Annotated in this window: 21 protein-coding genes and 4 tRNA genes; 9 read left to right on the forward strand and 16 right to left on the reverse strand. The window is 58.8% G+C overall.

Going from position 1 to position 25605, the window contains the following annotated elements:
• Positions 1-556 precede the first annotated feature (556 nt).
• Positions 557-1987, forward strand: a complete 1431-nt coding sequence (locus tag ACIOYV_RS18650; RefSeq protein ID WP_401325848.1) for a hypothetical protein — start codon at positions 557-559, stop codon at positions 1985-1987.
• A 333-nt stretch (positions 1988-2320) separates the two neighbouring features.
• On the opposite strand, the gene ACIOYV_RS18655 is transcribed toward ACIOYV_RS18650, so the two are convergent.
• The 7 genes from ACIOYV_RS18655 to ACIOYV_RS18685 form a co-directional block, all read right to left on the reverse strand.
• Positions 2321-3355, reverse strand: a complete 1035-nt coding sequence (locus tag ACIOYV_RS18655; protein WP_401325971.1) for an alpha/beta hydrolase family protein — start codon at positions 3353-3355, stop codon at positions 2321-2323.
• Positions 3356-3431: 76 nt separating this feature from the next.
• Entirely contained in the window at positions 3432-4976 is a 1545-nt protein-coding gene (locus tag ACIOYV_RS18660) for a class I SAM-dependent methyltransferase (protein ID WP_401325851.1), read from the reverse strand.
• Between the two features lie 147 nt (positions 4977-5123).
• Positions 5124-5531, reverse strand: coding sequence for a sel1 repeat family protein (locus ACIOYV_RS18665; RefSeq protein ID WP_401325854.1), 408 nt, complete (start codon positions 5529-5531; stop codon positions 5124-5126).
• A complete protein-coding gene (locus ACIOYV_RS18670) occupies positions 5532-5903 on the reverse strand; it encodes a hypothetical protein (protein WP_003223109.1) in 372 nt (123 codons plus the stop codon). It lies immediately after the preceding gene.
• Positions 5900-6241 carry a helix-turn-helix transcriptional regulator gene (locus ACIOYV_RS18675; RefSeq protein WP_054049562.1) on the reverse strand — a complete coding sequence of 114 codons (342 nt, stop codon included), beginning with the start codon at positions 6239-6241 and terminating at the stop codon, positions 5900-5902. Before ACIOYV_RS18675 ends, ACIOYV_RS18670 begins: the two co-directional genes overlap by 4 nt.
• Positions 6242-6345: 104 nt before the next feature.
• Positions 6346-6810 (reverse strand): YkvA family protein, encoded by a 465-nt coding sequence (locus ACIOYV_RS18680; protein WP_054049560.1) that lies wholly within the window; start codon positions 6808-6810, stop codon positions 6346-6348.
• Between the two features lie 296 nt (positions 6811-7106).
• A complete protein-coding gene (locus tag ACIOYV_RS18685) occupies positions 7107-7820 on the reverse strand; it encodes an FKBP-type peptidyl-prolyl cis-trans isomerase (RefSeq protein WP_054615693.1) in 714 nt (237 codons plus the stop codon).
• Between the two features lie 271 nt (positions 7821-8091).
• On the opposite strand from ACIOYV_RS18685, the gene ACIOYV_RS18690 reads away from it, so the two are divergent.
• Positions 8092-9900, forward strand: a complete 1809-nt coding sequence (locus ACIOYV_RS18690) for a di-heme-cytochrome C peroxidase (protein WP_401325858.1) — start codon at positions 8092-8094, stop codon at positions 9898-9900.
• Positions 9901-9928: 28 nt separating this feature from the next.
• Positions 9929-11065 carry a catalase family protein gene (locus ACIOYV_RS18695; protein ID WP_401325860.1) on the forward strand — a complete coding sequence of 379 codons (1137 nt, stop codon included), beginning with the start codon at positions 9929-9931 and terminating at the stop codon, positions 11063-11065.
• 249 nt (positions 11066-11314) lie between these two features.
• Here the strand turns inward: ACIOYV_RS18695 and ACIOYV_RS18700 are convergent.
• From ACIOYV_RS18700 to ACIOYV_RS18715, 4 genes are all read right to left on the reverse strand, one after another.
• Positions 11315-11391: transfer RNA gene (locus tag ACIOYV_RS18700), tRNA-Asp, on the reverse strand.
• A 14-nt stretch (positions 11392-11405) separates the two neighbouring features.
• Positions 11406-11481 (reverse strand) — tRNA-Val (locus tag ACIOYV_RS18705).
• Positions 11482-11680: 199 nt separating this feature from the next.
• Positions 11681-11757, reverse strand: a tRNA-Asp gene (locus tag ACIOYV_RS18710).
• Between the two features lie 14 nt (positions 11758-11771).
• Positions 11772-11847 (reverse strand) — tRNA-Val (locus ACIOYV_RS18715).
• A gap of 159 nt (positions 11848-12006) precedes the next feature.
• Here ACIOYV_RS18715 and rdgC point away from each other — a divergent pair.
• The 3 genes from rdgC to sugE all read left to right on the forward strand — a co-directional run bounded on the left by rdgC (position 12007) and on the right by sugE (position 14472).
• Positions 12007-12927 carry a recombination-associated protein RdgC gene (gene rdgC / locus ACIOYV_RS18720; protein WP_054049554.1) on the forward strand — a complete coding sequence of 307 codons (921 nt, stop codon included), beginning with the start codon at positions 12007-12009 and terminating at the stop codon, positions 12925-12927.
• A gap of 145 nt (positions 12928-13072) precedes the next feature.
• Positions 13073-14038 carry a bile acid:sodium symporter family protein gene (locus ACIOYV_RS18725; protein WP_401325863.1) on the forward strand — a complete coding sequence of 322 codons (966 nt, stop codon included), beginning with the start codon at positions 13073-13075 and terminating at the stop codon, positions 14036-14038.
• A gap of 119 nt (positions 14039-14157) precedes the next feature.
• Positions 14158-14472: a quaternary ammonium compound efflux SMR transporter SugE gene (gene sugE / locus ACIOYV_RS18730; protein ID WP_010456757.1), complete on the forward strand. Its 315-nt coding sequence runs from the start codon at positions 14158-14160 to the stop codon at positions 14470-14472.
• Between the two features lie 99 nt (positions 14473-14571).
• On the opposite strand, the gene ACIOYV_RS18735 is transcribed toward sugE, so the two are convergent.
• From ACIOYV_RS18735 to ACIOYV_RS18750, 4 genes are all read right to left on the reverse strand, one after another.
• Positions 14572-16446: an MFS transporter gene (locus ACIOYV_RS18735; RefSeq protein ID WP_054615695.1), complete on the reverse strand. Its 1875-nt coding sequence runs from the start codon at positions 16444-16446 to the stop codon at positions 14572-14574.
• 112 nt (positions 16447-16558) lie between these two features.
• Positions 16559-17710, reverse strand: coding sequence for a TDT family transporter (locus ACIOYV_RS18740; protein WP_401325867.1), 1152 nt, complete (start codon positions 17708-17710; stop codon positions 16559-16561).
• A 105-nt stretch (positions 17711-17815) separates the two neighbouring features.
• The gene (locus tag ACIOYV_RS18745; protein ID WP_401325870.1) at positions 17816-18127 is read right to left on the reverse strand and encodes a cupin domain-containing protein; all 312 of its coding nucleotides are present in this window, start codon (positions 18125-18127) and stop codon (positions 17816-17818) included.
• A gap of 34 nt (positions 18128-18161) precedes the next feature.
• A complete protein-coding gene (locus tag ACIOYV_RS18750) occupies positions 18162-19061 on the reverse strand; it encodes a LysR substrate-binding domain-containing protein (protein ID WP_401325873.1) in 900 nt (299 codons plus the stop codon).
• 160 nt (positions 19062-19221) lie between these two features.
• Here ACIOYV_RS18750 and ACIOYV_RS18755 point away from each other — a divergent pair, with 160 nt between their 5' ends.
• Entirely contained in the window at positions 19222-19971 is a 750-nt protein-coding gene (locus ACIOYV_RS18755) for an SDR family NAD(P)-dependent oxidoreductase (RefSeq protein WP_401325875.1), read from the forward strand.
• A 42-nt stretch (positions 19972-20013) separates the two neighbouring features.
• Here the strand turns inward: ACIOYV_RS18755 and ACIOYV_RS18760 are convergent, their stop codons facing one another.
• Entirely contained in the window at positions 20014-21198 is a 1185-nt protein-coding gene (locus tag ACIOYV_RS18760; RefSeq protein WP_401325878.1) for an MFS transporter, read from the reverse strand.
• A 91-nt stretch (positions 21199-21289) separates the two neighbouring features.
• Between ACIOYV_RS18760 and ACIOYV_RS18765 the strand changes: the two genes are divergently transcribed.
• Together ACIOYV_RS18765 and ACIOYV_RS18770 are read left to right on the forward strand one after the other, a co-directional pair.
• Complete coding sequence (locus ACIOYV_RS18765; protein ID WP_401325881.1) at positions 21290-21832, forward strand: TetR/AcrR family transcriptional regulator; 543 nt, start codon at positions 21290-21292, stop codon at positions 21830-21832.
• Between the two features lie 193 nt (positions 21833-22025).
• Positions 22026-25496 carry a NahK/ErcS family hybrid sensor histidine kinase/response regulator gene (locus ACIOYV_RS18770; RefSeq protein ID WP_401325884.1) on the forward strand — a complete coding sequence of 1157 codons (3471 nt, stop codon included), beginning with the start codon at positions 22026-22028 and terminating at the stop codon, positions 25494-25496.
• The last annotated feature ends 109 nt before the right edge of the window (positions 25497-25605 follow it).

The following is a 25605-nucleotide window of genomic DNA, read 5'->3' on the forward strand; positions in this document are numbered from 1 at the left end:
AGTAAAATCGCCAGTTTGACAGGCTTCGGTTGCTGATCCCAACCCTGAGAAATGGCGAGCGTATCGAAGTTGCACCAATCCGTCGCAGAGCCACAGCTATCACATTTCATGTCGCAGAAAATTGAGCACCTGCGACAGACTCACGCGATACCGCAAAACTTTACCCAGCGGTGCGAGCGAATCGTCACAGAGCTTAGGAGTTAAGCGACTATAGCTATCGACCCAAAGCTAAAGATCGGCATCGGAAGCAGTGGGTCAACATTCATACCTTTACAGATAGCGCAAACTTAAGCCCGTTCTAAATACGGCGCTCTTCGCAGTTTCGACGCTTTCAGCAGATAGATAATCTGGAGCGCTTTGAACCGCGACCGCACTTGTGGCGTAAGAAGCGCGGTTGAGCCTGATTGCATTGTGGAGGTCCGTGAGGTATCTGGTCACAGTCTTAAAGCTGCAATACGCATTCGGATTGGATTCCCAATCCGACACGGCAGATGTATTGGATGTCTGAAAACGGTAACATACTGCTTTTTAGCCTCACATTGTGCAAGGAATAGCTATGGGTATGGTAGAAGTCCTTTTGCTGGCAGCAGTGAGGGAGATTTCGGGAGAGAGCGTGGATCTCGTTGCTGTCACTAGACGAACGCTTAATTCCCTACTCGATGAGAAATCATTATTTGAGAAGTTGCCAGAAAATATAAGCGTAAATTTTATACCCAAGAAGAACGGGCGCAATTCATTAGAAATAACAACCAATTCATTCAAAGAGTATTACGAGCATCGTGCGCTTATTCTATATGATGGTGTTGCGGCGGCAGCTTTGGGTAGATGGTCATATATTTACAAGTGTAAAGGCGTAAGAGTTTATTTGTTCGAGTCAGGGGATATTAGCGTACTCACCCCACACTGTAAGATTGATGAGTACGGTTTTTCGCTAGCCAACGAACTATGTGACGCGCCTTTTGAATTTCGGGTGTCAACCCTCTCGCAGGCTGGCCTAGTTAGTGACCTATTTGAAATGATATTCGATCGTGATCCAAATTTTCTACCGGAGCCTTATGTCGGGATGGGTCTGATCAAAATGGTCACTAACATCCGCAGCAAATTCATCAAAGATTACTATCTGGAATATGTATTGACGCCACCAGACGTTGATATCCTCTCTGACTTTTCCACGCAGGTCAGGCGCGAGCTTTGGGACGTGTGTTTCTCTCGCGATTTTGAGAGAAAAGTAGGCCCTAACCTTCATAGCCAAGCCATCGAGCTGCTTATGGGGGCAGGTATTAGTCCGGAACCAGAACAGATTCTATTTTATTTGCAAAGCGTCAGGAGGGATTCATCTCCTGAGATGTTGTTCCGCCGAATGGATGAGCTGGAAAGGGCAATTCACGGCCGCTTCAATCAGCTCTCGCAGGATTTAAAGAGTCCAGAGTTCTGGAACTCTCTTGGCGATAAACAAAAGCGGCAGATTTCTGAGGTTACACGATATTACCAGCGTCGTCCGAGCGCGAAGACAGCGGGTGACGTGGTACTTGAAATACTTAGGATATTTAAGATGCAGGTCGAGGACAGAGGGTTATGGAAAGAGCTCTGGGAGGGCGCGAAACCAAAGCATGAACGCAGTGTTCAGAATCTGTTCTTCAGCAGTGCGGTCAGTTTCTGTGAGGCTTACGATTTGGATATTTCGCCAGAATCCAATGGAGGCAACGGGCCTGTGGATTTTAAAGTGTCAGGCGGTTGGTATGACAAAGTAGTCGTTGAGTTTAAGCTGTCGACCAACTCCAGTGCAGTCCATGGATATGAAACTCAGCTGGAACTCTACAAAGAGTCGGAGGGGCTTGTGTACGGTATTTTCGTGTTGATTGATGTTGGGAGGCTGGGTGACAAGCTCACAAAAATACATGAAATTCAAGATGCTAATGGTGATACGGCTTCGGATGTCATCTATATCGACGCTCGACGAAAAGCTTCTGCGAGCAAAAGACGATAATACTTTAAACTCTGGTAGTCCTAAGGATTAAGAGCTGTTGTCTAGCAGGAAACCGACCCCGCCCCTCTGCCGCAAGCGCTAAGGATATCGCTCTGCCAATATCAGAGCTTGACCCTGGCTGGGTGCGCTCGATTGCCTCCTTTTGGCCGGAAGCGGGGCTTGCGAGCGTCCGCTAATGGCCGGTTGCAGCCTTTCGCAAAGGCTACATCGGCTCAAGGCGGTCGCCCCCAAACAAGCGAGCTAGCAAGCTGCTCAGGTATAGCAGCGGTGCCGGCAGCTACCTTAGTGCCCACCAACAATCCCTAGACGCCAGCAGTCAATAAAACTGTCCATTTAGCCGCGTGGCGACTGCGCCAGAAACTCATCAATCAACGAAATAACCTGCCCCTGAATCACCTCCCGCGCTCTCCCACCCTCCCCATCCCCACAAATAATCCCATCCCCAGGCACATCGCCTTCAAGCATCGCCACCGCCCCAGGCTTACACACCGCCATAAAACTAAAGTGACTAGCATCACTAATCTCAACATAACGCGTCGACGCTTGCGGCAAACGCTTAACCAAATCAGCAGACTCCAACTCAGCAGGAAGCTCTTCAGACGGCACACCCGCCGCAATCACCAACGTCGGAACCGGCAACTTCGCGAGACTTTCATCCGTCATCCCACGCGATAACCCCAAGTCCAATGAAACAACGGCAGTAACACGTTTATCGCGCAGGTCGGCAGCCAACCGAGCCTTCGATGCCGGAGTGCTTGCGGGGTTCATCGCTTGATAGGCGGTACAACTGGCCAACTTCGAATGGACGACGCAGTCCTTGGCAAACCGATCAGGATCAAACCGCGCCCCGGCGATTTCCATGACGGTCCACCCGCCAAGCGAATGCCCCACAGCCGCAATTCGATCCTTCGCGACCACACCAAATCTTTCCGGCTGAGCCGTGACTGCGTCGATAGCTCGACTGAGGTCAGCAGGTCGTTGCCATAGTTGTGCGGCGGCTTGGGGGTTGCGGTCTCGGCTGGTGGTGCCGGGATGGTTGACTGCCGCGACGATGTAACCCTTGTGGGCGAGTGCGCTGGCCAGCCATGTCTGGTTGATCCAACTACCGCCGTTACCGTGGGAGATCACCACTAATGGGTGTTCGCCGGCAGTCGGTGGTGCGTTGGGCACGGCGAGGGCGCCGACGAATACGGGGTTGTCGCCGAACAGTTGCGGGGTGGCGGCGCTTGCGGTGGGGTACCAGACGACCATTTCCACCGGCCGCTGGTTTTGCGGGTCTGGCAGCGTGGAGGCCTGGAAGCCGACGGAGTCAGCGAGTGCGCTGGTGGTCAGGCCTATCAATAACAGGGCGCAGAGAGCTGTTTTCAATGTTTTATCTTCCTTGATTGGATTTAACTCATTAACACCTGACATCCGCTGTCAGGTGCATCAATGACGCTGCGGGTTAAATGATGCCCAACGCCTTAAGAATCACCAGCGAATCCACGGCAAACGCTTCAGCCTGTTCGGTCAGTTCGGCAATATTTTCTTCAGCCGTGGTCAGCGCCTTACCATCCTTGAGCAGACCTTCGCCATGTTCGTTGATGACGTTCCAGGCCAGTTGCGCCCATTCCGCCGGGTGTTTTTTGCCTTGTTTGATCGATATCAGGAACAGCTGCTGGAAGCGGCTGATCGGCACACCGCCGCCCGTTACCGGGCTGGCCAGGACCTGGATTTTGTTGCTGAGCAGCGAGCGTTTGCAGAGCTGCAAGTTGAGGGTGCTGCAGCGTGCCTGTACCAGCTTCTCGGCCGCTTCGCTCTGGCACGGTGCCGCTGCGTTCATCCCTACCAGCACAGTGATGGCCTGCACCAGATCGTCGTAAGACATCGAGGGCACCGCCCCTGACAACTGGCGCAACGTCTTGGGCATATAGCCGCTGGCCGCCAGCGCTTCGAGTACGGGGCCATATACTTCTGCCTGTAGCGACGCTTCGCCTGCCGGCCCCTTGACGGTATCGGAGACACTGTCTGCCGCCTGCAGCAGGACAAAACGAGTATTGAACATACCTTGGCGCTGTTCCGAAGCGGACAGTCGGTTGGCACCGCGCACGTACACATCTCGGCGGAAATTCTGATTGACGAAGTAGTCACGCGCTTGTTCGCGCACGATCGGATGATCGATGCTCTCCAGAAAGTCCATGCCTTCTGCACTCAAGTTGAGCGGATCGACCGTATCCAGTGGCACGGCCGTCGTGGCGAAGTCGAGTTTGGCCGGGGCCAGGGCTTCGACCACGTCGGTGAAGTACATGCAGTTCCAGTCGCGGTTGAAGTATTCGTGGGCGACGTACTGCCGATCCTGGCCTTTGATGCTCTGCAGCTTGGCGTTCAGGTTCGGGGCCGAGGCGGCGTAGTTAGGGTTGGCCGCCAGCAGCGCTTCGGAGAATTGCAATGCGGCGTCTATGCGCTGGTCCGGGCTTTCGGAACGGTTTGTCCCGAAGCGGTCGTGCAGGCTGAACAGATGACGCAATGGCGCCAAAGGCGACCAGCCGGGGAAGCAGTTGTAGCTGATGTACAGCAGACCACCTGGCTTGAGGTGACGACGGGCGAATTCGACGATCAATTTTTGATTGTCGCGACTGACCCACGTCCAGATGCCGTGCAGGCTGATGCTGTCGAATTGCGGCAAATCATGACGGGCCAGCAGTTGCTCGAAGCTGTCGTCATACAGTTGCGCATCGCTGCCCCAGCCAGTCGCAAGCGCATTGGCATGAGCCGCCTGGCCCGGATGGAAGTCAGTGCCTACCCAGGCCCCTGGATTGGCTGCGGCATGGATATTGATCGAGACGCCCTGGCCAAAGCCCAATTCGCAGTGATTGCCCTCGGTTGTCTCCAGGCTGGCAAAACCGCGCAACAACAAGCAATAGCGCAGGAAGACTGGATTGATTTCACGGCTGTAGCTGTAGGTGTAGCCTTCGTCGGTGAAATACCCTTCATTCCAGGCATTGCTCATGCTCGTATCCTTTTACTTCGAGAGAGAAAGTTTGCCTTTATAAGGGGTAGTCATTGCGTGCGACAAGCGTAAAGACGCGGGCGGGTGTTTTTCGTGAACGATCGTAGGATTCACCCCGCCGCGTCTGCTTTTTGAACAATCGGCGGATCACTGCGAATCGCTATCGCTCGGCAACCCTTTCAATTTGATCTCCGCCAACGGATGTCCAGCCTTCAACGCAATCCGCCAAAACCGCGCCGCTTCCACCGGGTCCGGCGCTTTGCTCGGCGTGCCCGCCAAACTGATCACGCCAATCTGATACGCCGCTTTGCCATCCCCCGCCAACGCTGCCAGGCGCAGCAAGCGCAGGCCTTCCTCGCGGGCACCAAGGCCAACGCCGCGAAAGGTCAGGATGTGGCCGTAGAAGCTTTGCGCGCCGACGTCGCCGAGGTTGGCCATGCGGGCGAATTGGCCTTCGAGCCATTTCCAGCCTCGGGGCTGTCGCACGAACCATGACCAGTGAAACAGCCTACGGGCCAGTCGGTAACCGGCCCACGCCTTGAGTCGTAAAAACACTCAGGCCTCCGCGGATTCGGGGTACTCGTATTCGAACACCCGCACCACTTCCGAGGCGTGCCACGAAGCAGCGGCGACACCGTCGGATGGGCCGGAGAAGCGTCCCAGGCGTTCGACGCATTCGAAGAAGCCGGTGCGCGGCAGACGGCTGGCGCCCTGGCTGATCACCAGCGAGCTGCGCAGGGGCTGCTCGGCTTTGGCGTCGAGTGCGGCGAGGTGTTCAAGGGCAGCGGTGAGGGTTTGCATTGCCGGTGTGGGCAATTGCAAACGCTCGAGCAGTGCTCGGTAGGTCAGTAGATGACGCTGGCGGCGCGCCTGGTCCAACTCGCCCAATAACCCGTCCCAATGTTGACGACTGATGCGTACGCTCACGATTCATCCCTCCACCCTGGCACCGTCAATTCCCAGGCCAGGCTGCGGCGAATCGCAGCGTCGGGTAGACGCTCGCCACTTTCGATCAAGGCCAGATAAGACGGGCTGATGCCTACCGTGCGGGCGAGCGCCTCAATGGCGATGCCCTTCCCTTCGCGCAAACTGCGGAGTTGATCCAGACCCGGAAGAATCTGGTCTGGTGTTGCCGTCGGACGCTCTGGAGCGGCCCGCGGCGGTTGTGGATCGATGCCTGCTGCTTTCAGTAGAGCCTGATACTGAGCCCATGGCAAAACCGCATATTCGGGCTCGCCTTCGCGTGTGATTATCTGAATATCCATGACTTCCCCGTAGGACAACGACACTTAGCGAGTCGGCACTTTTCCCTTGAAGTGTAATCCTAACAGCGGCCAAGGTCGCGGGGGCATCAATCTATGGACGAAACTCAATCAATCCGGTCTTTTTTTGGCGCTTGGAGCTGAAGTTGTTCCGGGGTATCGGGCAGTCGTTCGACCACTGCGAGCTTCTCCGGCAACTGCCGATTGCGCCAGGCGCGGAAGGCGTTGAGCTCGTCGTCGAGGGTTTTCATCACCCAGGCGAGCACGGCGATGTCGTCGAGCATGCCGAACACGGGGATAAAATCCGGGATGGCGTCGAGTGGACTGAGGAAGTACATCAGGCCAGCCACGACGGTCAGGATCGATTTGCGGCTGATGGCCCGGTACTCGCCGCGCCAGTAGGCCAGGCACAGGGCCTGCAACAGGCGCAGGTCATCCTTGAGTTTGCCCAGGCGGCCACCTTCGCTGGCGCCTTTGCTGGCCACGGCGAACAGCAGGGTCGGCAGGCGACCTCGGGCGAGAAGGCGTCCGGCCAATGGCAGGAAGCGAGCGAAATTCCAGGGTGCTTTCATCTTTTCCTCCCGCTGAAATGTTATCCACACAAATTGTGGATAACCTTGTGAACAGAGCTGCATTTCACGGCTGAGAGCCCCGTTTTATAAGGGCTCAACTCAGATCGGGCGTTTTTTACTCACATAAAAAAACCCAAGATTTCATTGACTTGGCGGTCCGGTGCGGCTAGCCCAAGCGCTCACACTGGCTATGACTCCAGCCTACAGCATCCGTTCGCTTTCTTTGCGCTTTGCCAAATGCCAGATACAACAACGCCCCGCTGAATGCGAGGCGTTGTTTTTGTAGCAGACGTCGATTACTTGGCGGCGTCTTGTTTCGCTGGATCTTTGATTGCCAGCAGTTCCAGGTCGAATACCAGCACCGAGTTGGCCGGGATTGCCGGGCTTGGGCTTTGCGCGCCGTAAGCCAGGTCGCTAGGAATGTACAGCTTGTACTTCTCGCCGACGTGCATCAGTTGCAGGCCTTCGACCCAACCCGGGATCACACCGCTGACCGGCAGATCAATCGGGCTACCGCGATCAACCGAGCTGTCAAAGGTAGTGCCGTTGGTCAGCTTGCCGGTGTAATGAACAGTCACTACGTCGGTCGGCTTAGGCTGAGGGCCGTCGGCTTTTTTCACGACTTCATATTGCAGACCGGATGCAGTGGTCACTACACCGGCTTTCTTGGCGTTGTCTTCGAGGAATTTCTTGCCAGCGGCTGCCGACTCTTCGCTCATTTTCGCCATGCGTTCTTCTGCACGCTTTTGCAGTGCTGCGAAGGCCTCAACCAGTTCGTCGTCCTTCAGCTTTTGTTCTTTCTTGCCGACGGCATCTTCGATGCCTTGGGCTACGGCCTTGGAATCCAGATCATCCATGCCTTCCTGAGCCAGGCTCTTGCCCATGTTCAGGCCAATCCCGTAGGAAGCTTTTTGCGCCGGGGTTTTCAGCTCTACGCTGGTCTGCGAATCACAACCCGCAAGTACCAGGCTTACCAGGGCCACCGCCGCCGCCAACCGATGCTGTTTCATGCTATTTCCTTGTTCATGCGCCTAAAGGGCAATCGAATAAAGCCGCGAGCTTATCAGGCGGCCACGACCAATGGCTACCGGCATGAGAGCAGGATACTGCTGATAAGTTCAGGTCTTTTAAAGCATTTCGGGAATGAGCTGGATGAAGTTTCTGTCATCTTCTTCTTATAGACGTCGATGCCGGATCCCACAACATCTGGCGTAATGGCCACTTGCCGCCACCCATGGAGCTGAGGCATAAGAGAGCTAAAAATCGACAAGGATGTTTATCTTGCGCCTCTTATCCCGCTTGCTGGTTCTGACCGTTGTGCTGCTGGTGCTCGGGTTGGCCGTGGTTCTGTACTACGTGGCCAATCCGAAGCTGCCCGACTACTCCCCCGCGCAACAGGTGCATTACCTGGAGCAGTGGAGCGCGGCTGATCGTCAGACTTACTACTTCACCCCCCAGGGCACCCAGGTCAAAGGCCTGCGTTACGACTGGTTCGAGGCGCTGGAACTGCCGTTTTCGCAGCAGCGATTCGCCGCCCCTGAATACCTCGCGCGTTTCGGTTTTCTGATCGATCCCGCGCAGAAAGCCACGCCGAACAACCCGGGCAACTTGCCCGTGGGCTTTGCCCGACACCAGAATCCCGGCAGCCAGGAGCAATTCCTCGACATCACCTGCGCCGCTTGCCACACCGGCGAACTTCGCTTCAAAGGCCAAGCCGTGCGGATCGATGGCGGCACGGCGCAGCATGTGCTGCCGTCCAGTGTGCCGACCTTGCGCGGTGGCAGTTTCGGCCAGGCATTGGTCGCCAGTCTTGTGTCGACGTATTACAACCCCTGGAAATTCGAACGTTTCGCACGCAACGTGTTGGGCGCGGACTACGACGCCGGGCATCAAGCCCTACGCGAAAACTTCAAAGACTCACTCGATACCTTCGTGAAGGTCGCGTGGAACGACACCCATCGCGGACTCTATCCGACCGAAGAAGGCCCCGGCCGCGCCGATGCGTTCGGACGCATCGCCAACGCCACCTTCGGCGATGCGATTTCCCCCGCCAACTACCGCGTGGCCAATGCGCCAGTGGATTATCCACAGCTGTGGGATATCTGGACTTTCGACTGGGTGCAGTGGAACGGTTCGGCGCAGCAACCGATGGCGCGCAATATCGGCGAAGCACTGGGTGTCGGCGCGACATTGAATTTCTTCGACACCAACGGCCAGCCGCTGCAAGGCGATGCTCGCTACCCTTCGAGCGTGCGCGTGCGCGACCTGAATCTGATCGAAGAAACCCTGCAACGCCTCAAGCCGCCCGCTTGGCCAGAGGATGTGCTGGGCAGCGTCGATAAACCCTTGGCCGCTCAAGGTCGCGCGTTGTTCGCCGAGAACTGCGCCGGTTGCCATGTGCCGCGGGTGAAGCCCGTCGACGGACGCGACGTGCAACAACTCAAACTGATTCCGGTCGCCGCCATCGGCACCGACCCCACCGCTGCCGACAATATTGCCGACCACCGTTTCGACCTGACGTCGCTGCAATGGGACCCGGCGGAGCTAGGGCAACTGGACGTGCAATTGCACCCCAAACCCACCGAGCCGCTGGACTTGAGCAAGCTCTCAGTGGCCAAGGGGCTGGCCTACGTCACCGCGTTCGTCGAGAACCGGGCGTACCGCGAGGCCAATGTCACGCCAGCAGAGCGACCGAAACTGGATGGTTTCGGCTTGCCGATCGGTGTTCAGGAACTGCGCGCCTATAAAGCCAGACCATTGGCCGGCGTGTGGGCCACGGCGCCGTTCCTGCACAACGGTTCGGTGCCGAGCATTTATCAGTTGCTCTCGCCTCAGGACGAGCGCGCGACCACTTTCTATAAAGGCAGCTTCGAGTACGACCCTCGGCATCTTGGTTATCGCACCGAGGCCTTTAACAACGGCTTTGTGTTCGATACGCGCGTCACCGGCAATCACAACAGCGGCCACGAGTTCCGCGCCGGTGAGCGTGGCAACGGCGTCATCGGCCGCTTGCTGCAACCGCAGGAACGCTGGGCGCTGCTGGAATACCTGAAAGTCCTGGGTGGTCCGCTGGAGGCGCAATTGCCATGAACCCTGTCTCCGTCAAAAGGATTTGCTCATGCTGATTACGCTTTGGCTGCGCCTCGGCGCCTTCCTCGGAAAACTTCTGCTTTGGCTGCTGGGCCTGGGGCTATTGGGTTGGGCATTGGCCACTGCGTGGTTTGCCTGGCAGCACAGTGGCGCGGTGTCCGCCGACGAGCAGATCCCGGCCGGTGAAGCGGCGATGACTCAGGACATCATCCAGACCGCCGTGCGCATCGTCGATCAGCACCGTGAAAGCACCCGCTATCTGCGCGATGCCCATGCCAAGGCGCATGGCTGTGTGAAGGCAGAGGTTCAAGTGTTGCCGGATCTGGCGGCGGAACTGCGTCAAGGTGTGTTCAGCGAACCGGGCAAAACCTGGCAAGCCACCGTGCGCCTGTCGAATGGCAACGCCTATCCGCAGTTCGACAGCATGCGCGATGCCCGGGGCATGGCGATCAAGTTGCTCGATGTGCCCGGCAAATCGTTGCTGGCCGATCAGGTGAATCGTCACGAGCAGGACTTCGTGATGTTCAGTCATCCGAATTTCTTTGTCAGCGATGTCGCCGAGTACCGTCAGAATGTGGCCGCGCAGGCTGACGGCAAATCGGTGATGGCGTTCTTTCCGGGTTGGGATCCGCGCACGTGGCAGGTGCGTCATTTGTTTATTGCCTTGGCAACGCTCTCCCCTGCCCCGGACAGTCCGACGCAGACTACGTACTTTTCGGTTTCGCCCTACAAGTTCGGGGAAGCCAATGCCAAGTTCCGGGTGATGCCGGATCCGGGAAGTTGCCCGGTCTATAACCTGCCGAAGCAAAATCAGGACCTGCCGAACTTCCTGCGCAGTGCGCTGAATCAACAGTTATCCACAGACCGCGTGCCGGCGTGCTTCGTCCTGCAGATCCAGCGCCAGGATGCGAACAAGTACATGCCGATTGAGGACACGAGCATTGAATGGCGCGAGAGTGATGCGCCGTTCGAGACGGTCGCGAAGATCAACGTGCCGGCCCAGGATTTCGATACGCCGGCGTTGAATCTGCAATGCGATAACCAGTCGTTTAACCCGTGGTTCGGGCTGGAAGCGCATCGGCCGATTGGCGGGATTAATCGTCTGCGCAAAGCGGTGTATGAAGCGGTAAGCGATTACCGCCACAGCCGCAACGCCGAGCAATAACAGACACAGCGCCCCTGTAGCAGCTGGCGAAGCCTGCGTTCGGCTGCGCAGCAGTCGTAAGATCTGAGTGCGAGTTCTGCCTGGCACACCGCGGTGCCTGATTTCACGACTGCTTCGCAGCCGAACGCAGGCTTCGCGAGCTGCTACGGGGTCACCGTTTGGTTTGCCAAATCCCAGACGACAAAAAGCCCGCATTAAGCGGGCTTTCTGTGTGGTGACCTGGCGTTCAGCGTTCCAGGTTACCGAATATGGCGCAGCGGACGGGACTCGAACCCGCGACCCCCGGCGTGACAGGCCGGTATTCTAACCGACTGAACTACCGCTGCGCGTAGCGTGAAAGTGGTGGGTGATGACGGGATCGAACCGCCGACATTCTGCTTGTAAGGCAGACGCTCTCCCAGCTGAGCTAATCACCCTTTACCTTCGTTGCGGGGCGCATTGTGCCACAGATTTTCATAAAGTGTTGATTTAATTGAATATTTTTTCAAATAAATCTGAAAACCGGTGAAACGACACGACCTGCGGGAACAACGTACAAACTTGGGGCAGAAAAAAACCCGCGTGAGCGGGCTTTTCCGTGGTGACCTGGCGTTCAGCATTCCAGGTTACCGAATATGGCGCAGCGGACGGGACTCGAACCCGCGACCCCCGGCGTGACAGGCCGGTATTCTAACCGACTGAACTACCGCTGCGCGTAGCGTGAAAGTGGTGGGTGATGACGGGATCGAACCGCCGACATTCTGCTTGTAAGGCAGACGCTCTCCCAGCTGAGCTAATCACCCTTCGCTTCGGTGTGGCGCGCATTCTACGGAGCACCCCAACCTCTGGCAAGCACTTTTTTAATTAATTTTCTCAGGCCTTCCAAAGGCTTAGAGAAGGGTTGGCCTATGGCGCCGCGAAGAGAATAATGCCCCCCTTTGTATAAAGGAGAGACTCGCCCCATGTGGTTCAAAAACCTGCTTATCTATCGCCTGACCCAAGATCTGCCTTTTGATGCCGAGGCGTTGGAAACTGCACTGGCGACCAAACTGGCGCGTCCTTGTGCAAGCCAGGAGTTGACCACCTACGGTTTCGTCGCGCCATTCGGCAAGGGCGAAGATGCTCCGTTGGCCCACGTCAGCGGCGACTTCCTGCTGATCGCTGCCCGTAAAGAAGAACGCATTCTGCCGGGCAGCGTCGTGCGCGACGCGGTGAAGGAAAAGGTCGAAGAGATCGAAGCCACGCAAATGCGCAAGGTCTATAAGAAGGAGCGTGATCAGATCAAGGATGAAATCATCCTGGCTTTCCTGCCGCGCGCCTTTATCCGTCGCTCGTCGACTTTCGCCGCCATTGCGCCGAAACAAGGCCTGATCCTGGTCAACTCGGCCAGCCCGAAACGCGCCGAAGACCTGCTGTCGACCCTGCGTGAAGTAGTCGGCACGCTGCCGGTACGTCCGCTGACCGTGAAAATGGCCCCGACCGCCACCATGACTGACTGGGTCAAAACCCAGAAAGCCGCGGACGACTTCTTTGTACTGGACGAGTGCGAACTGCGCGACACCCACGAAGACGGCGGCATTGTGCGTTGCAAGCGTCAGGACCTGACCAGCGAAGAAATCCAGCTGCACCTGAGCACCGGTAAAGTGGTGACCCAGTTGTCCCTGGCCTGGCAGGACAAATTGTCGTTCATGCTCGACGACAAAATGACCGTCAAACGCCTGAAGTTCGAAGACTTGCTGCAGGATCAGGCGGAACAGGACGGCGGCGAAGAAGCCCTCGGCCAACTCGACGCCAGCTTCACCCTGATGATGCTGACCTTCGGCGATTTCCTGCCGGCGCTGGTTGAAGCGTTGGGTGGCGAAGAGACCCCACAAGGCATCTAAAGCCTTGTGATTACTAATGTGGGAGCGAGCTTGCTCGCGATAGCGGACTGTCAGCCGACACAGATGTTGACTGTTATATCGCCATCGCGAGCAAGCTCGCTCCCACAATGGTTTTTGGTGCAACTTAAATAATAAGGATCAGGCCATGCGCGCCCTCGCCGCTTTAAGCCGCTTCGTCGGCAACACCTTCGCCTACTGGGTGCTGATTTTCGCCGTCGTGGCGTTCTTGCAGCCTGCGTGGTTCATTGGCCTGAAAGGCGCCATCGTGCCGCTGCTGGGGCTGGTGATGTTCGGCATGGGCCTGACCCTCAAGCTCGAAGACTTCGCCGAAGTCGCTCGCCATCCGTGGCGTGTGGCTCTGGGCGTGGTCGCTCATTTCGTGATCATGCCGGGTATGGCGTGGTTACTTTGCCAGGTGTTTCACCTGCCGCCGGAAATCGCGGTCGGCGTGATTCTGGTCGGCTGCTGCCCAAGCGGCACCTCGTCGAATGTGATGACCTGGCTGGCGCGCGGGGATCTGGCGTTGTCGGTGGCCATTGCCGCCGTCACCACCCTCCTCGCCCCGTTGCTGACCCCGGCGCTGATCTGGCTGCTGGCTTCGGCGTGGTTGCCGGTGTCGTTCATGGAGTTGTTCTGGTCGATCCTGCAAGTGGTGCTGCTGCCGATCGTGCTCGGCGTAATTGCGCAACGGGTGCTCGGCGACAAGGTGCGTCACGCGGTAGAAGTGTTGCCGCTGGTGTCGGTGGTGAGCATCGTGATCATCGTCGCGGCGGTGGTGGCGGCCAGTCAGGCGAAGATTGCCGAATCCGGCCTGCTGATCATGGCGGTGGTGATGCTGCACAACAGCTTTGGCTACTTGCTGGGTTACTTCACCGGGCGCCTGTTCAAGCTGCCGCTGGCCCAGCGCAAGTCGTTGGCACTGGAAGTCGGCATGCAGAACTCCGGTTTGGGCGCCGCGCTGGCCAGCGCGCACTTCTCGCCGCTGGCGGCAGTGCCGAGCGCGTTGTTCAGTGTGTGGCACAACATTTCCGGGGCGCTGCTTTCGACGTATTTCCGTCGGATGAGCGAGAAAGAAGACCGGGAAATCGCCGCGCGAGAAGCAACGGAGTAAGCGCCAAACTTGATCCCCGGGTTAAGGATTGGCACTCTATGGCGCAACGCGAGGACGACCTCGCGGCTCGATCGAGTCATTAATCTGGGGACGACCCCGTCAATCGATGGAGGTCTTTCATGTCCTGGATCATTCTGTTTTTCGCCGGCCTGTTCGAAGTCGGCTGGGCCGTCGGCCTGAAATACACCGACGGCTTCAGCCGCCCGCTCCCCACCGCCCTCACCGTCGCCGCCATGGCCATCAGCCTGGGTTTGCTCGGCCTTGCCATGAAGGAATTGCCGCTGGGCACGGCCTATGCGATCTGGACGGGTGTGGGTGCGGTGGGCACGGTGATCGCCGGGATTATTCTGTTTGGGGAATCGATGGCGTTGTTTCGGTTGGCCAGTGTGGCGTTGATTATTGCCGGTTTGATTGGGCTTAAGGTTAGCGCCTGACCTTTAGATAGCCTTCGCGGGCAAGCCTCGCTCCTACAGGAAATCGCATTCCCCTGTAGGAGCGAGGCTTGCTCGCGAAGAGGCCCTCAATCACACCAACTACCTAACGGCCCCACGCAACTCCCCCACCATCGCCTGCAACTTCGCCGGCTCCGCCACTTCAACCGCCACCGCCGGCCCTGCCACGATGGTCACCCGCGACCACAACCGGCGGAACAAACCCTTGCCCGGATCGCGGCTGAAGAAACTCCCCCACAACCCTTGCAACGCCAGCGGAATCACCGGCACCGGTGTCTCTTCGAGAATCCGCGTCAGCCCGCCCCGGAACTCATTGATCTCACCGTCAGCGGTCAATTTTCCTTCAGGGAAGATGCACACCAACTCGCCATCCTTCAGATACTGAGCAATCCGCTTGAAGGCCTTTTCGTAGATCTGGATGTCTTCCTGACGTCCCGCGATCGGAATCGTCCCTGCCGTGCGGAAGATAAAGTTCAGCACTGGCAGGTTGTAGATTTTGTAGTACATCACAAAGCGAATCGGCCGACGCACCGCGCCGCCAATCAGCAAGGCATCGACAAACGAAACGTGGTTGCACACCAGCAACGCCGCGCCTTCGTCGGGAATCAGGTCGAGGTTGCGATGCTCCACGCGGTACATGGAATGGCTGAGCAGCCAGATCATGAAACGCATGCTGAACTCGGGAACGATGCTGAAGATGTAGGCGTTGACGCCGATGTTCAGCAGCGACACCACCAGGAACAATTGCGGGATCGACAGTTTCACCATGCTCAGCAACACGATCGAGACAATCGCCGACACCACCATAAACAATGCGTTGAGAATGTTGTTGGCCGCGATCACCCGCGCCCGCTCGTTCTCGGCCGTGCGCGATTGAATCAGGGCATACAGCGGCACGATGTAGAAACCACCGAAAATCCCCAGCCCGAGGATGTCGATCAACACCAGCCAGGTGTGGCCGAAACCAAGGACTTCGATCCAGCCATGGCCGGTCACGCTGTCGGGAATTCCACCGGAATGCCACCACAGCAGCAAGCCAAACACCGTCAGGCCAAACGAGCCGAACGGCACCAGGCCGATCTCGACTTTGCGCCCGGAGAGTTTCTCGCAGAGCATCGAACCGAGGGCGATACCCACCGAGAACACGGTCAGGATCAGCGTCACCACGGTTTCGTCGCCGTGCATCCATTCCTTGGCGTAGGCCGGGATCTGCGTCAGATAAATCGCCCCGACAAACCAGAACCACGAGTTGCCGACAATCGAACGCGACACCGCTGGCGTCTGCCCCAGGCCCAGCTTCAAGGTGGCCCAGGACTGAGTGAAAATATTCCAGTTCAGGCGCATCTCGGGGGATGCGGCCGCCGCGCGGGGAATGCTGCGGCTGGCCAGGTAACCGAGCACCGCCACACCGACAATCGCCGTGGAGACGATGGGCGCGTAGTGACCGGACGACATCATGATCCCGGCACCAATGGTCCCGGCGAGGATCGCCAGGAACGTGCCCATTTCCACCAGGCCGTTGCCGCCCACCAGTTCCTCTTCACGCAAGGCTTGCGGCAGGATCGAATACTTCACCGGCCCGAACAGCGCCGAGTGGGTGCCCATGGCGAACAACGCCACCAGCATCAGCGACAGGTGATCGAACATAAAGCCGACCGCGCCGACCGCCATGATCGCGATTTCGCCAAGCTTGATCAGACGAATCAGCGCGTCCTTGGCGAATTTTTCCCCGAACTGCCCGGCCAGCGCCGAGAACAGGAAAAACGGCAGGATGAACAACAACGCGCACAGGTTGACCCAGATCGAGCGGTCACCGTCGATGGTCAACTTGTACAGAATGGCGAGGATCAACGACTGCTTGAAGATGTTGTCGTTGAAGGCCCCGAGGGACTGTGTGACGAAAAACGGCAGGAAACGCCGGGTGCGGAGCAAGGTGAACTGTGAGGGGTGACTCATCTTCCGTGTTTCCCTGATGTTGGGTAGCTGATGTTAGGTAGAGAGCGGCGTGGATGTTGTTATTCGAATATCGAACGCCGATCCAGGCCACACATTACCTAATCTTTGCAGGTTATTTCTTTAATCCTGCAATGCACGGCGAGACAAACAGCTCGCCACGCCACGCGCCCTGCACGGTGCGCTTGCCGACAATCAGCCACATCACCGCCAGCAACGCCACCAGCACACAGCCGAAGACACTGAAAAAGGTGAGGTTCAAGGTGCTGGCCAGTTTCAACGTTGCCAGAGAATAGACGCCCAGCGGGAAAGTGAAACCCCACCAGCCAAGGTTGAACGGGATGCCGGCGCGCAGGTAGCGCACGGTAATCAGCACCGCGATCAGCATCCACCATAGCCCGAAGCCCCACAGCGTGATCCCGGCCACCAGCCCAAGCCCGTCGGCGATTTCACCCATGCCCGGCAAGCCATTGGCGGCGAAGATTGCCGGGGCATCGGCGCCCAGCAGCAACATGCCCAGCGCGCCGGTGCCGATTGGGCCGAGCGCCAGCCAGCTCGAGGCGGCCATGTTTTCGTGAGGCAGTTTATGCAGCGCCATGCGCAGCAACAGAATTGTCAGAATGCTGAACGCCACCGGTAGGGAAAATGCCCACAGCACGTAGCTGGTCACCAGCACCACCAGTTGCGCATGGGCCTCGGCCAGGTGCGGCGCCAACAGGCCACCGCTGGCGGCCGCCACTTCTGCCGCGACCACGGGCAACAACCAGACAGCGGTCATTTGGTCGATGCTGTGTTCCTGGCGGGTGAACATCATGTACGGAATCAGCACCCCGCACGCCAGGGACATCGCCACATCCAGCCACCACAGCACTTCGGCCACATGAATCACCCCGTCACCCCAACGCGGCAAACCGAATACCAGGACGCCGTTGATGATGGTCGCCAGGCCCATGGGAATGGTGCCGAAAAACATCGAAACCGTTGAGTGACCGAAAATCCGCCGCGCTTCATCGAAGAACAACAGCCAGCGCGCGGCGTACAGCCCGGTGAACAACACAAACAGAAAGATGTTGAACAGCCACAAGCCCTCGGCCAGCGCATGCAGACCGGGGATCGCGACGGGCACTTGCGCCAGCGCCAACGCGAGTACGCCCGTGCCCATGGTCGCGGCGAACCAGTTCGGGGTGAATTGGCGAATGGCTTCCAGCGGACGCGGAAGAAGACTTAAAGGTTTGTAACCGGGCTTGGCAGCATTGGGGCAGATCATGGCGAACTCCTGTCCTCTGATGAGGTAGAGCCCATGGTAGATCCGGATCGAATATCTATATAACGGGTAATATCTCTAACTGTTATCTGTTTTGCCGATATATGGTCAGACGCTGCCTTCTGACTCGATCACCAAAATCCGCGCCGCGCCGACGGGATGCGCCACATGCGCGGTGCCCACCGACGCATAAAAAATATCGCCGACCTCGAGCAAGGTTTGCCGCTCGACGCCCTCTTCGCGGTAATGCATTTGCACTTGTCCATCGAGCACGACAAACACTTCCTGACCATCATTGACGTGCCATTTGTACGGCTGGTCGGTCCAGTGCAAACGCGTGGTGATGCCGTTCATGTTGGCGATGTCCAGCGCGCCCCAGGCACGTTCGGCGGTGAAGGATTTGCTGCGGATGATCTTCATGGGGCGGTCCGTCGAATGAGTGGCGAGGCCAAGGCTAACTCAAACCGGCGAACAACTGCGCCAGCCAATCGATAAATACCCGCACCCGGTTGCTCAGGTGTCGGTTCGGCGGGTACAGCACATGAAACGGATAGCGCGGCGGGCGCCAGTCTTCAAGGATCGGCACCAGCTCGCCGCGCTCGATGTGTGCCTGCACGCCGTAGGTGAAGGTGTGGATGACCCCAAGTCCGGCCAGCCCTGCGGCCAGGTGCGCATTGCTTTCGTTGACACTGAATCGCCTCTGGCCGCGGATCTCCAGTTTTTCGCCATTGCGTTCGAACCGCGCCGGCATCACGCGCCCGGTGCGGGCCGAGTGGTAGGTGATTATGTGATGGTTTTTTTCCAGGTCGCGCGGGTCGGACGGCGTACCGAAACGTTCGAGATAGCCCGGCGTCGCACAGGTGACCCATGACGACGTCCCCAACGGACGCGCCGCCATGGAAAGCTCATCCAGCGGCCCGCCGCGAATCACGCAGTCGACATTTTCACTGATCAAGTCGACCTGCCGGTCACTGACGCCCATTTCAATCTGGATATTCGGATAACGCGCATAGAAATCCGGCAGCGCGGGAATGATCAGGAGCGTCGCCACCGAACCACCGACGTCCACGCGAACCTTGCCTCGGGATTGGCCCTGGGCGCAGGCGAAACTGTTGTCCAGGTCATCCAGCTCCACCATCAACTGCATGGCGCGCTCGTAATAAGACATGCCATCGGCCGTGACGGTAAGCCGGCGCGTGGTGCGCTGCAGCAGCCGCACGCCGAGATGTTCTTCCAACTCGGCGACCAATTTGCTGACCGAGGTTTTCGGCAAACTCAGGGAGTCAGCGGCTTTGGTAAACGACCCGGCCTGCACGACGCGGGCAAACACGCGCATGGCCAACAATTGATTCATGACGAACACCTCAGGTGAGAGGCCCTGAGTATTGTCCACAACCATGTACAAACAAACCCGATTCTGGCGATTTTTCTGCTGAATCTTGAGGCATACAGTGGGTTCAACGGCGCACAACCTGGCCGACCAATTCCTACATGACTCAGCGGAGATTCACACAATGAGCAGCACCCTCAACGGCAAAATCGCATTGATCACTGGCGGCACCACCGGCATCGGCCTGGCCTCGGCCCAAGCCTTTGTCGATCAGGGCGCGACCGTCTTCATCACCGGTCGCCGTCAGGCAGAACTGGATGCGGCGGTGGCCTCCATCGGCCACAACATCACCGGGATTCAGGGCGACGTGTCGAACCTGGCCGATCTTGACCGGATCTTTGCCGTGATCAAAGACCAGGCCGGCGCGCTGGATATCGTCTTCGCCAACGCCGGCGGCGGTGACATGCTGCCACTCGGTGCAATCACCGAAGAACACTTCGACCGGATCTTCGGCACCAACGTCAAAGGCCTGCTGTTTACCGTGCAGAAATCCGTGCCCCTGTTGAAGGACGGCGGCTCGGTGATCCTCACGGCGTCCACCACTGCCACCAAAGGCACGGAAAACTTCAGCGTCTACAGCGCCAGTAAAGCCGCGGTGCGCAACTTTGCCCGCTCTTGGTTGCTGGATTTGAAAGCACGCAAGATTCGCGTCAACGTCATCAGCCCCGGCCCGATTCATACGCCTGGCTTGACCGGAATTGCGCCGCCGGATCAGCAGCAAGGCTTACTGGACTTCCTGACCAGCCAGGTTCCGATCGGTCGTCTCGGCGAGCCGGGCGAAGTGGGGAAAGCGGCGGTATTCCTGGCGTCGGATGACAGCAGCTTCATCAACGGGATCGAGCTGTTTGTGGATGGCGGTTTCGCGCAGATTTGATCGGCGCAAAAAAACGCGGCGCCTTGATGGGCGCCGCGTTTTTTATGATTGGCAGACTTTCAACGATCGTTGGCGCAGCAATGTCGCCAGCGCACCCACGGCCAGGACGATCAACACCGCGCCATAACCATCGGTGGTCGCGATCAATCCAAAGGTGCGGGTCAGGTTTCCGGCCAGCAATGACGGCAAGCAGAACGCCAGATAGCTGAGCACGTAAAACGATGACATCAAACCGGCCCGTTCATGGGGCAAGGCCAGCGATACGAGGCTGCGCACGGCACCGAGGAAACCGGCGCCGAAGCCGCAGCCCGCCACCAGCGTACCGATGAAAAACAGCGGCAGGCTGGCGATGTGAACCGCCGTCAGGATCAGCACAATGCCAGCCGGCAACAGACTGGCGCCCAGGCGCAGGACCTTGTCCGCCGGCCGATTGCGCAGGGTGTAGATCATTAACGCACCGGTTACCGACAATGCGGCGACGGTCGAGCCGCCAATCAGGTTGGAGGTCGAGCCGGTGGCGGTGCGCACCAGCGACGGTGCCAAGGAGGCGAAGAAACCACCCAGCGCCCACACCGCCGTGTTGATCGGCAACACCGCCCACAATGTACGCCGCGCCTGCACCGGCACATGCAAGGTCGGGCGCAGCGAAGCCCAGACGCCAGGCTGCGGACTGACAGTTTCCGGCAGGCGCCAGACGTACAACGCCTGCATCGCAAACAGCGCAAGCAGCACCCAAAAGGTCAGCTGTAATGGCAGCGGCGCGAATTCGGCCAACAAGCCGCAACCCATCGCCCCGACGGCCATGCCCAACAATGGCGCAACACTGCTGATCAGCGGCCCGTGCTGGCGGTGAGTATCCAGCAACGCAGCGCTCAACACGGCGGTGGCCATGCCTGTCGCAAACCCCTGAAGGACCCGGGCGCTGATCAGCCAGGTGACGCTGTCGGCATTGATAAACAGCAACATCGCCAAAATGTTCAGCACTGTCGCGGTGAAGATCACCGGTTTTCGCCCAAGGAAATCCGAGAGTGAACCGACGGTCAGCAGCGCCACCAGCAAGCTGAGGGCATACACGCCGAAGATCAGGGTCAGGGTCGCGGCGGAAAACTGCAGTTGATCCTGATACAGGTGATACAACGGCGTCGGCGCCGTGGAAGCGGCGAGAAAACTGAGTAAAGTGATCGCCAGAAACCACAGGCTGGAACGATTTGATGCTGGATGAGACATGGGCACACTCCGCAAAAGCTAAGTTTTTGCTTTTGCGGAGTGTGCTACTGACCAGCGCTTAAAGCAAATTCTTTGTGTTAAGGTCCGATCCATGGCTATTAAAGAAGGTTTACGCCCGGGCGGCAGAAGCGCCCGGGTGCAAGAGTCGATTCATTCGGCGGTCCGCGCGCTCCTCGAAGAGCAGGACCGCGCGAGCGTGACCGTGCCGCAAATCGCCGCGCGCGCGGGGGTGACGCCGTCGACAATTTATCGGCGTTGGGGTGATTTGTCGGTGTTGCTGGCCGACGTCGCCCTCGCCCGCATGCGCCCCGACAGTGAGCCGGCCAACACCGGCAGCCTGCGCGGTGATCTGCGTGCCTGGGGCGAGCAGTATCTGGATGAGATGAGTTCGGAACTGGGTCGCAACCTGTTGCGCGACATACAGTGCAGCTCTACGCCGGGCTTTTGCGTGGCGATCATCGGCGGGCAATTGCAGACTATTCTGGATCGCTATCCGGATCAGCCGCTGCCGAGCGTTGATCGCCTGATCAACCTGATCTCGGCACCAACGGTGTTTCGCGTGCTGTTTTCGGCGGCGCCGCTGGAGGTTGAGGAATTGCATCGGTTGATTGAGATTGCGTTGAGTAAGTACTGACGCCTTCGCGGGCAAGCCTCGCTCCTACGGATTTTTACCGTCTGTAGGAGCGAGGCTTGCCCGCGAAAGCGTCCGGTAGATCACCTGCGACACCCCGCCACGCCACGACCTTGGTCGACACTGACGAACCCGTGCCATCGTGCGAGACTGTCTGTCCGGGCCTGAACCCCGGTGTCTTTTGTCTGGAGTTTCCATGTCGCTGTCCAGCGGGCTGATCGCCGCCGTTGCCCTGGCCTATATGGCCATCATGTTCGCCATCGCCTTCTACGGTGACCGTCGCAGCGCGCCGTTGCCGCCGCGTGTGCGTGCCTGGGTCTACAGCCTCTCGCTGGCCGTCTATTGCACCAGTTGGACCTTCTTTGGTGCCGTGGGCCAGGCCGCCGAACAGCTCTGGTCATTCCTGCCGATCTACCTCGGGCCGATCCTGCTGCTGGTGTGCGCGCCGTGGGTTTTGCAAAAAATGGTGATGATCAGCAAGCAGGAGAACATCACCTCCATCGCTGACTTTATCGCCGCGCGCTACGGCAAATCGCAATCGCTGGCGGTGGTGGTGGCGCTGATCTGCCTGGTCGGCGTGTTGCCCTATATCGCTTTGCAGCTCAAAGGCATCGTGCTCGGCGTGAACCTGTTGATCGGCGCCGGGGCCGACGCCATGGGCACCCGCGCTCAAGACACGGCGTTGATTGTCTCGCTGGTATTGGCGCTGTTCACCATCGTGTTCGGCACGCGCAACCTCGACGCCACCGAACACCACCGGGGCATGGTGCTGGCGATTGCGTTCGAGTCGCTGGTCAAGCTGTTCGCTTTTCTCGCGGTCGGCGCGTTCGTGACCTACGGCTTGTACGACGGTTTCGACGATCTGTTCGACCAGGCCATGCTTGCCCCGCGCTTGGAGGAATACTGGAAAGAAACCATCAACTGGCCGTCGATGGTGGTGCAGACCGGCGTCGCGATGATGGCGATTATCTGCCTGCCCCGGCAGTTCCACGTCACAGTGGTGGAGAACATCGAGCCTCAGGATTTACGTCTGGCCAAGTGGGTGTTCCCGGCCTATCTGGCATTGGCGGCATTGTTTGTAGTCCCGATCGCTCTCGCCGGCCAGATGTTGCTGCCGAGTTCGGTACTGCCGGATTCTTTCGTGATCAGCCTGCCCCTCGCCCAGGCACACCCGGCGCTGGCATTGCTCGCATTTATCGGCGGAGCTTCGGCGGCCACCGGCATGGTGATCGTGGCCAGCGTGGCGCTGTCGACCATGGTCTCCAACGACATGTTGCTGCCGTGGTTGCTGCGCCGCAATAACGCCGAGCGGCCATTCGAAGTGTTCCGCCAGTGGATGCTTTCGGTACGCAGGGTCACCATCGTGGTGATTTTGCTGCTGGCGTACGTCAGCTATCGCCTGCTTGGCTCGACTGCGAGCCTGGCGACCATCGGCCAGATTGCCTTCGCCGCCGTGACTCAATTGGCCCCGGCCATGCTCGGTGCGCTGTACTGGAAACAGGCGAATCGTCGCGGTGTTTTTGCCGGCCTCGCCGCCGGGACATTCCTGTGGTTCTACACCTTGATCCTGCCAATTGCCGCCCACAGCCTCGGCTGGTCGCTGAACAGTTTCCCCGGCCTGGCGTGGCTGCACAGTAACCCGCTGAACCTGCCGATCACCCCGCTGACCCAAGGCGTAGTGTTGTCATTGGCGGGCAACTTCACACTGTTCGCCTGGGTCTCGGTGCTGTCGCGCACGCGGGTATCCGAGCATTGGCAGGCTGGGCGATTCATTGGTCAGGAAATCAGTGCCCGACCCAGCGCCCGCTCGATGCTGGCGGTGCAGATCGACGATTTGCTGCAACTCGCCGCGCGGTTCGTCGGTGAAGAACGTGCGCGCCAGAGCTTTATCCGCTTCGCCTATCGCCAAGGCAAAGGCTTCAACCCGAACCAGAACGCCGACGGTGAATGGATCGCTCATACCGAACGCTTGCTGGCCGGTGTCCTCGGCGCTTCTTCGACCCGCGCGGTGGTAAAAGCTGCCATCGAAGGTAGGGAAATGCAGCTGGAGGACGTAGTCCGCATCGCCGACGAGGCGTCGGAAGTGTTGCAGTTCAACCGCGCGCTGCTGCAAGGCGCGATCGAGAACATCACCCAAGGCATCAGCGTGGTCGACCAATCGCTGAAACTGGTGGCCTGGAACCGGCGTTATCTGGAGTTGTTCAACTACCCGGATGGCTTGATCAGCGTTGGCCGACCGATTGCCGACATCATTCGCTACAACGCCGAGCGTGGGCTGTGCGGCCCCGGCGAAGCGGAAGTGCATGTCGCCCGACGCCTGCACTGGATGCGTCAGGGTCGTGCCCACACCTCCGAGCGACTGTTCCCCAACGGCCGTGTGATCGAGCTGATCGGCAACCCGATGCCCGGCGGCGGTTTCGTCATGAGTTTCACCGACATCACCGCGTTCCGCGAGGCCGAGCAGGCGTTGACCGAGGCCAACGAAGGCCTGGAACAACGGGTGACCGCGCGGACTCACGAGCTCTCGCAACTCAACGTCGCCCTGACCGAAGCCAAAGGCACCGCCGAATCGGCCAACCAGTCGAAAACACGTTTCTTGGCGGCGGTCAGCCATGACTTGATGCAACCGTTGAACGCCGCACGATTGTTCTCCGCCGCCCTGACCCATCAGGACGACGGCTTGTCCAGCGAGGCGCAGAAACTGATCCATCACCTGGACAGTTCGCTACGCTCGGCCGAGGACTTGATCAGTGATTTGCTGGACATTTCCCGCCTGGAAAACGGCAAGATCAACCCCGATCCCAAGCCGTTCGTGCTCAATGAGTTGTTCGATATCCTCGGCGCCGAGTTCAAGGCGCAGGCGCAGGAACAAGGGCTTAAATTCCGCCTGCGCGGCAGTACCTTGCGCATCGACAGCGACATCAAGTTGCTGCGACGGATCCTGCAAAACTTCCTCACCAACGCCTTCCGTTATGCCAAAGGCCCGGTGCTGCTGGGCGTTCGCCGGCGCAAGGGCGAACTGAGCCTGGAAGTCTGGGACCGTGGGCCAGGAATTCCGGAAGACAAGCAGCAAGTGATTTTCGAAGAATTCAAACGCCTCGACAGCCACCAGACTCGCGCCGAGAAAGGCCTGGGTCTGGGCCTGGCGATTGCCGACGGCTTGTGTCGGGTGCTGGGCCACACCTTGCGCGTGCGCTCCTGGCCGGGACACGGCAGCGTATTCAGCGTCAGCGTGCCATTGGCCCGGGCGCAGACGAACGCGACGAGCAACGTGGTCGAACTCAATGGCAAATTGCCGAGCGGCGCGCAGGTGCTGTGCATCGATAACGAAGACAGCATTTTGATTGGCATGAACAGCCTGTTGACGCGCTGGGGTTGCCAGGTCTGGACTGCGCGCAATCGTGAGGAATGTGCTGCGTTGCTCCGTGACGGGATGCATCCGCAGTTGGCGTTGGTGGACTATCACCTGGACGACGGTGAGACCGGCACCGAGTTGATGGCGTGGCTGCGTACCCGTTTGGGCGAGCCGGTGCCGGGGGTGGTGATCAGTGCGGATGGGCGACCGGAGACGGTGGCGCAAGTGCATGCGGCGGGGCTGGATTATCTGGCGAAACCGGTGAAACCGGCGGCGTTAAGAGCGTTGTTGAGTCGGCATTTGCCGTTGTGATACGGCAGGCTTAAGCCCTGCTGTGGCTGATCTGACGCCTTCGCGAGCAGGCTCGCTCCCACAGTTGATCGCGTTCCATTGTGGGAGCGAGCCTGCTCGCGAAGCTTTT

This window comes from Pseudomonas sp. NPDC087342, assembly GCF_044744265.1.
GTDB classification, from domain to species: domain Bacteria; phylum Pseudomonadota; class Gammaproteobacteria; order Pseudomonadales; family Pseudomonadaceae; genus Aquipseudomonas; species Aquipseudomonas nunensis.

Excerpts from the sequence above, each read along its gene's own strand:
- ACIOYV_RS18650 (WP_401325848.1), top strand. The coding sequence starts at position 557 with ATGGGTATGGTAGAAGTCCTTTTGCTGGCAGCAGTGAGGGAGATTTCG.
- ACIOYV_RS18660 (WP_401325851.1), bottom strand. The coding sequence starts at position 4,976 with ATGAGCAATGCCTGGAATGAAGGGTATTTCACCGACGAAGGCTACACC.
- ACIOYV_RS18675 (WP_054049562.1), bottom strand. The coding sequence starts at position 6,241 with ATGGATATTCAGATAATCACACGCGAAGGCGAGCCCGAATATGCGGTT.
- ACIOYV_RS18680 (WP_054049560.1), bottom strand. The coding sequence starts at position 6,810 with ATGAAAGCACCCTGGAATTTCGCTCGCTTCCTGCCATTGGCCGGACGC.
- ACIOYV_RS18685 (WP_054615693.1), bottom strand. The coding sequence starts at position 7,820 with ATGAAACAGCATCGGTTGGCGGCGGCGGTGGCCCTGGTAAGCCTGGTA.
- ACIOYV_RS18695 (WP_401325860.1), top strand. The coding sequence starts at position 9,929 with ATGCTGATTACGCTTTGGCTGCGCCTCGGCGCCTTCCTCGGAAAACTT.
- rdgC (WP_054049554.1), top strand. The coding sequence starts at position 12,007 with ATGTGGTTCAAAAACCTGCTTATCTATCGCCTGACCCAAGATCTGCCT.
- ACIOYV_RS18725 (WP_401325863.1), top strand. The coding sequence starts at position 13,073 with ATGCGCGCCCTCGCCGCTTTAAGCCGCTTCGTCGGCAACACCTTCGCC.
- sugE (WP_010456757.1), top strand. The coding sequence starts at position 14,158 with ATGTCCTGGATCATTCTGTTTTTCGCCGGCCTGTTCGAAGTCGGCTGG.
- ACIOYV_RS18735 (WP_054615695.1), bottom strand. The coding sequence starts at position 16,446 with ATGAGTCACCCCTCACAGTTCACCTTGCTCCGCACCCGGCGTTTCCTG.
- ACIOYV_RS18740 (WP_401325867.1), bottom strand. The coding sequence starts at position 17,710 with ATGATCTGCCCCAATGCTGCCAAGCCCGGTTACAAACCTTTAAGTCTT.
- ACIOYV_RS18745 (WP_401325870.1), bottom strand. The coding sequence starts at position 18,127 with ATGAAGATCATCCGCAGCAAATCCTTCACCGCCGAACGTGCCTGGGGC.
- ACIOYV_RS18750 (WP_401325873.1), bottom strand. The coding sequence starts at position 19,061 with ATGAATCAATTGTTGGCCATGCGCGTGTTTGCCCGCGTCGTGCAGGCC.
- ACIOYV_RS18755 (WP_401325875.1), top strand. The coding sequence starts at position 19,222 with ATGAGCAGCACCCTCAACGGCAAAATCGCATTGATCACTGGCGGCACC.
- ACIOYV_RS18760 (WP_401325878.1), bottom strand. The coding sequence starts at position 21,198 with ATGTCTCATCCAGCATCAAATCGTTCCAGCCTGTGGTTTCTGGCGATC.
- ACIOYV_RS18765 (WP_401325881.1), top strand. The coding sequence starts at position 21,290 with ATGGCTATTAAAGAAGGTTTACGCCCGGGCGGCAGAAGCGCCCGGGTG.
- ACIOYV_RS18770 (WP_401325884.1), top strand. The coding sequence starts at position 22,026 with ATGTCGCTGTCCAGCGGGCTGATCGCCGCCGTTGCCCTGGCCTATATG.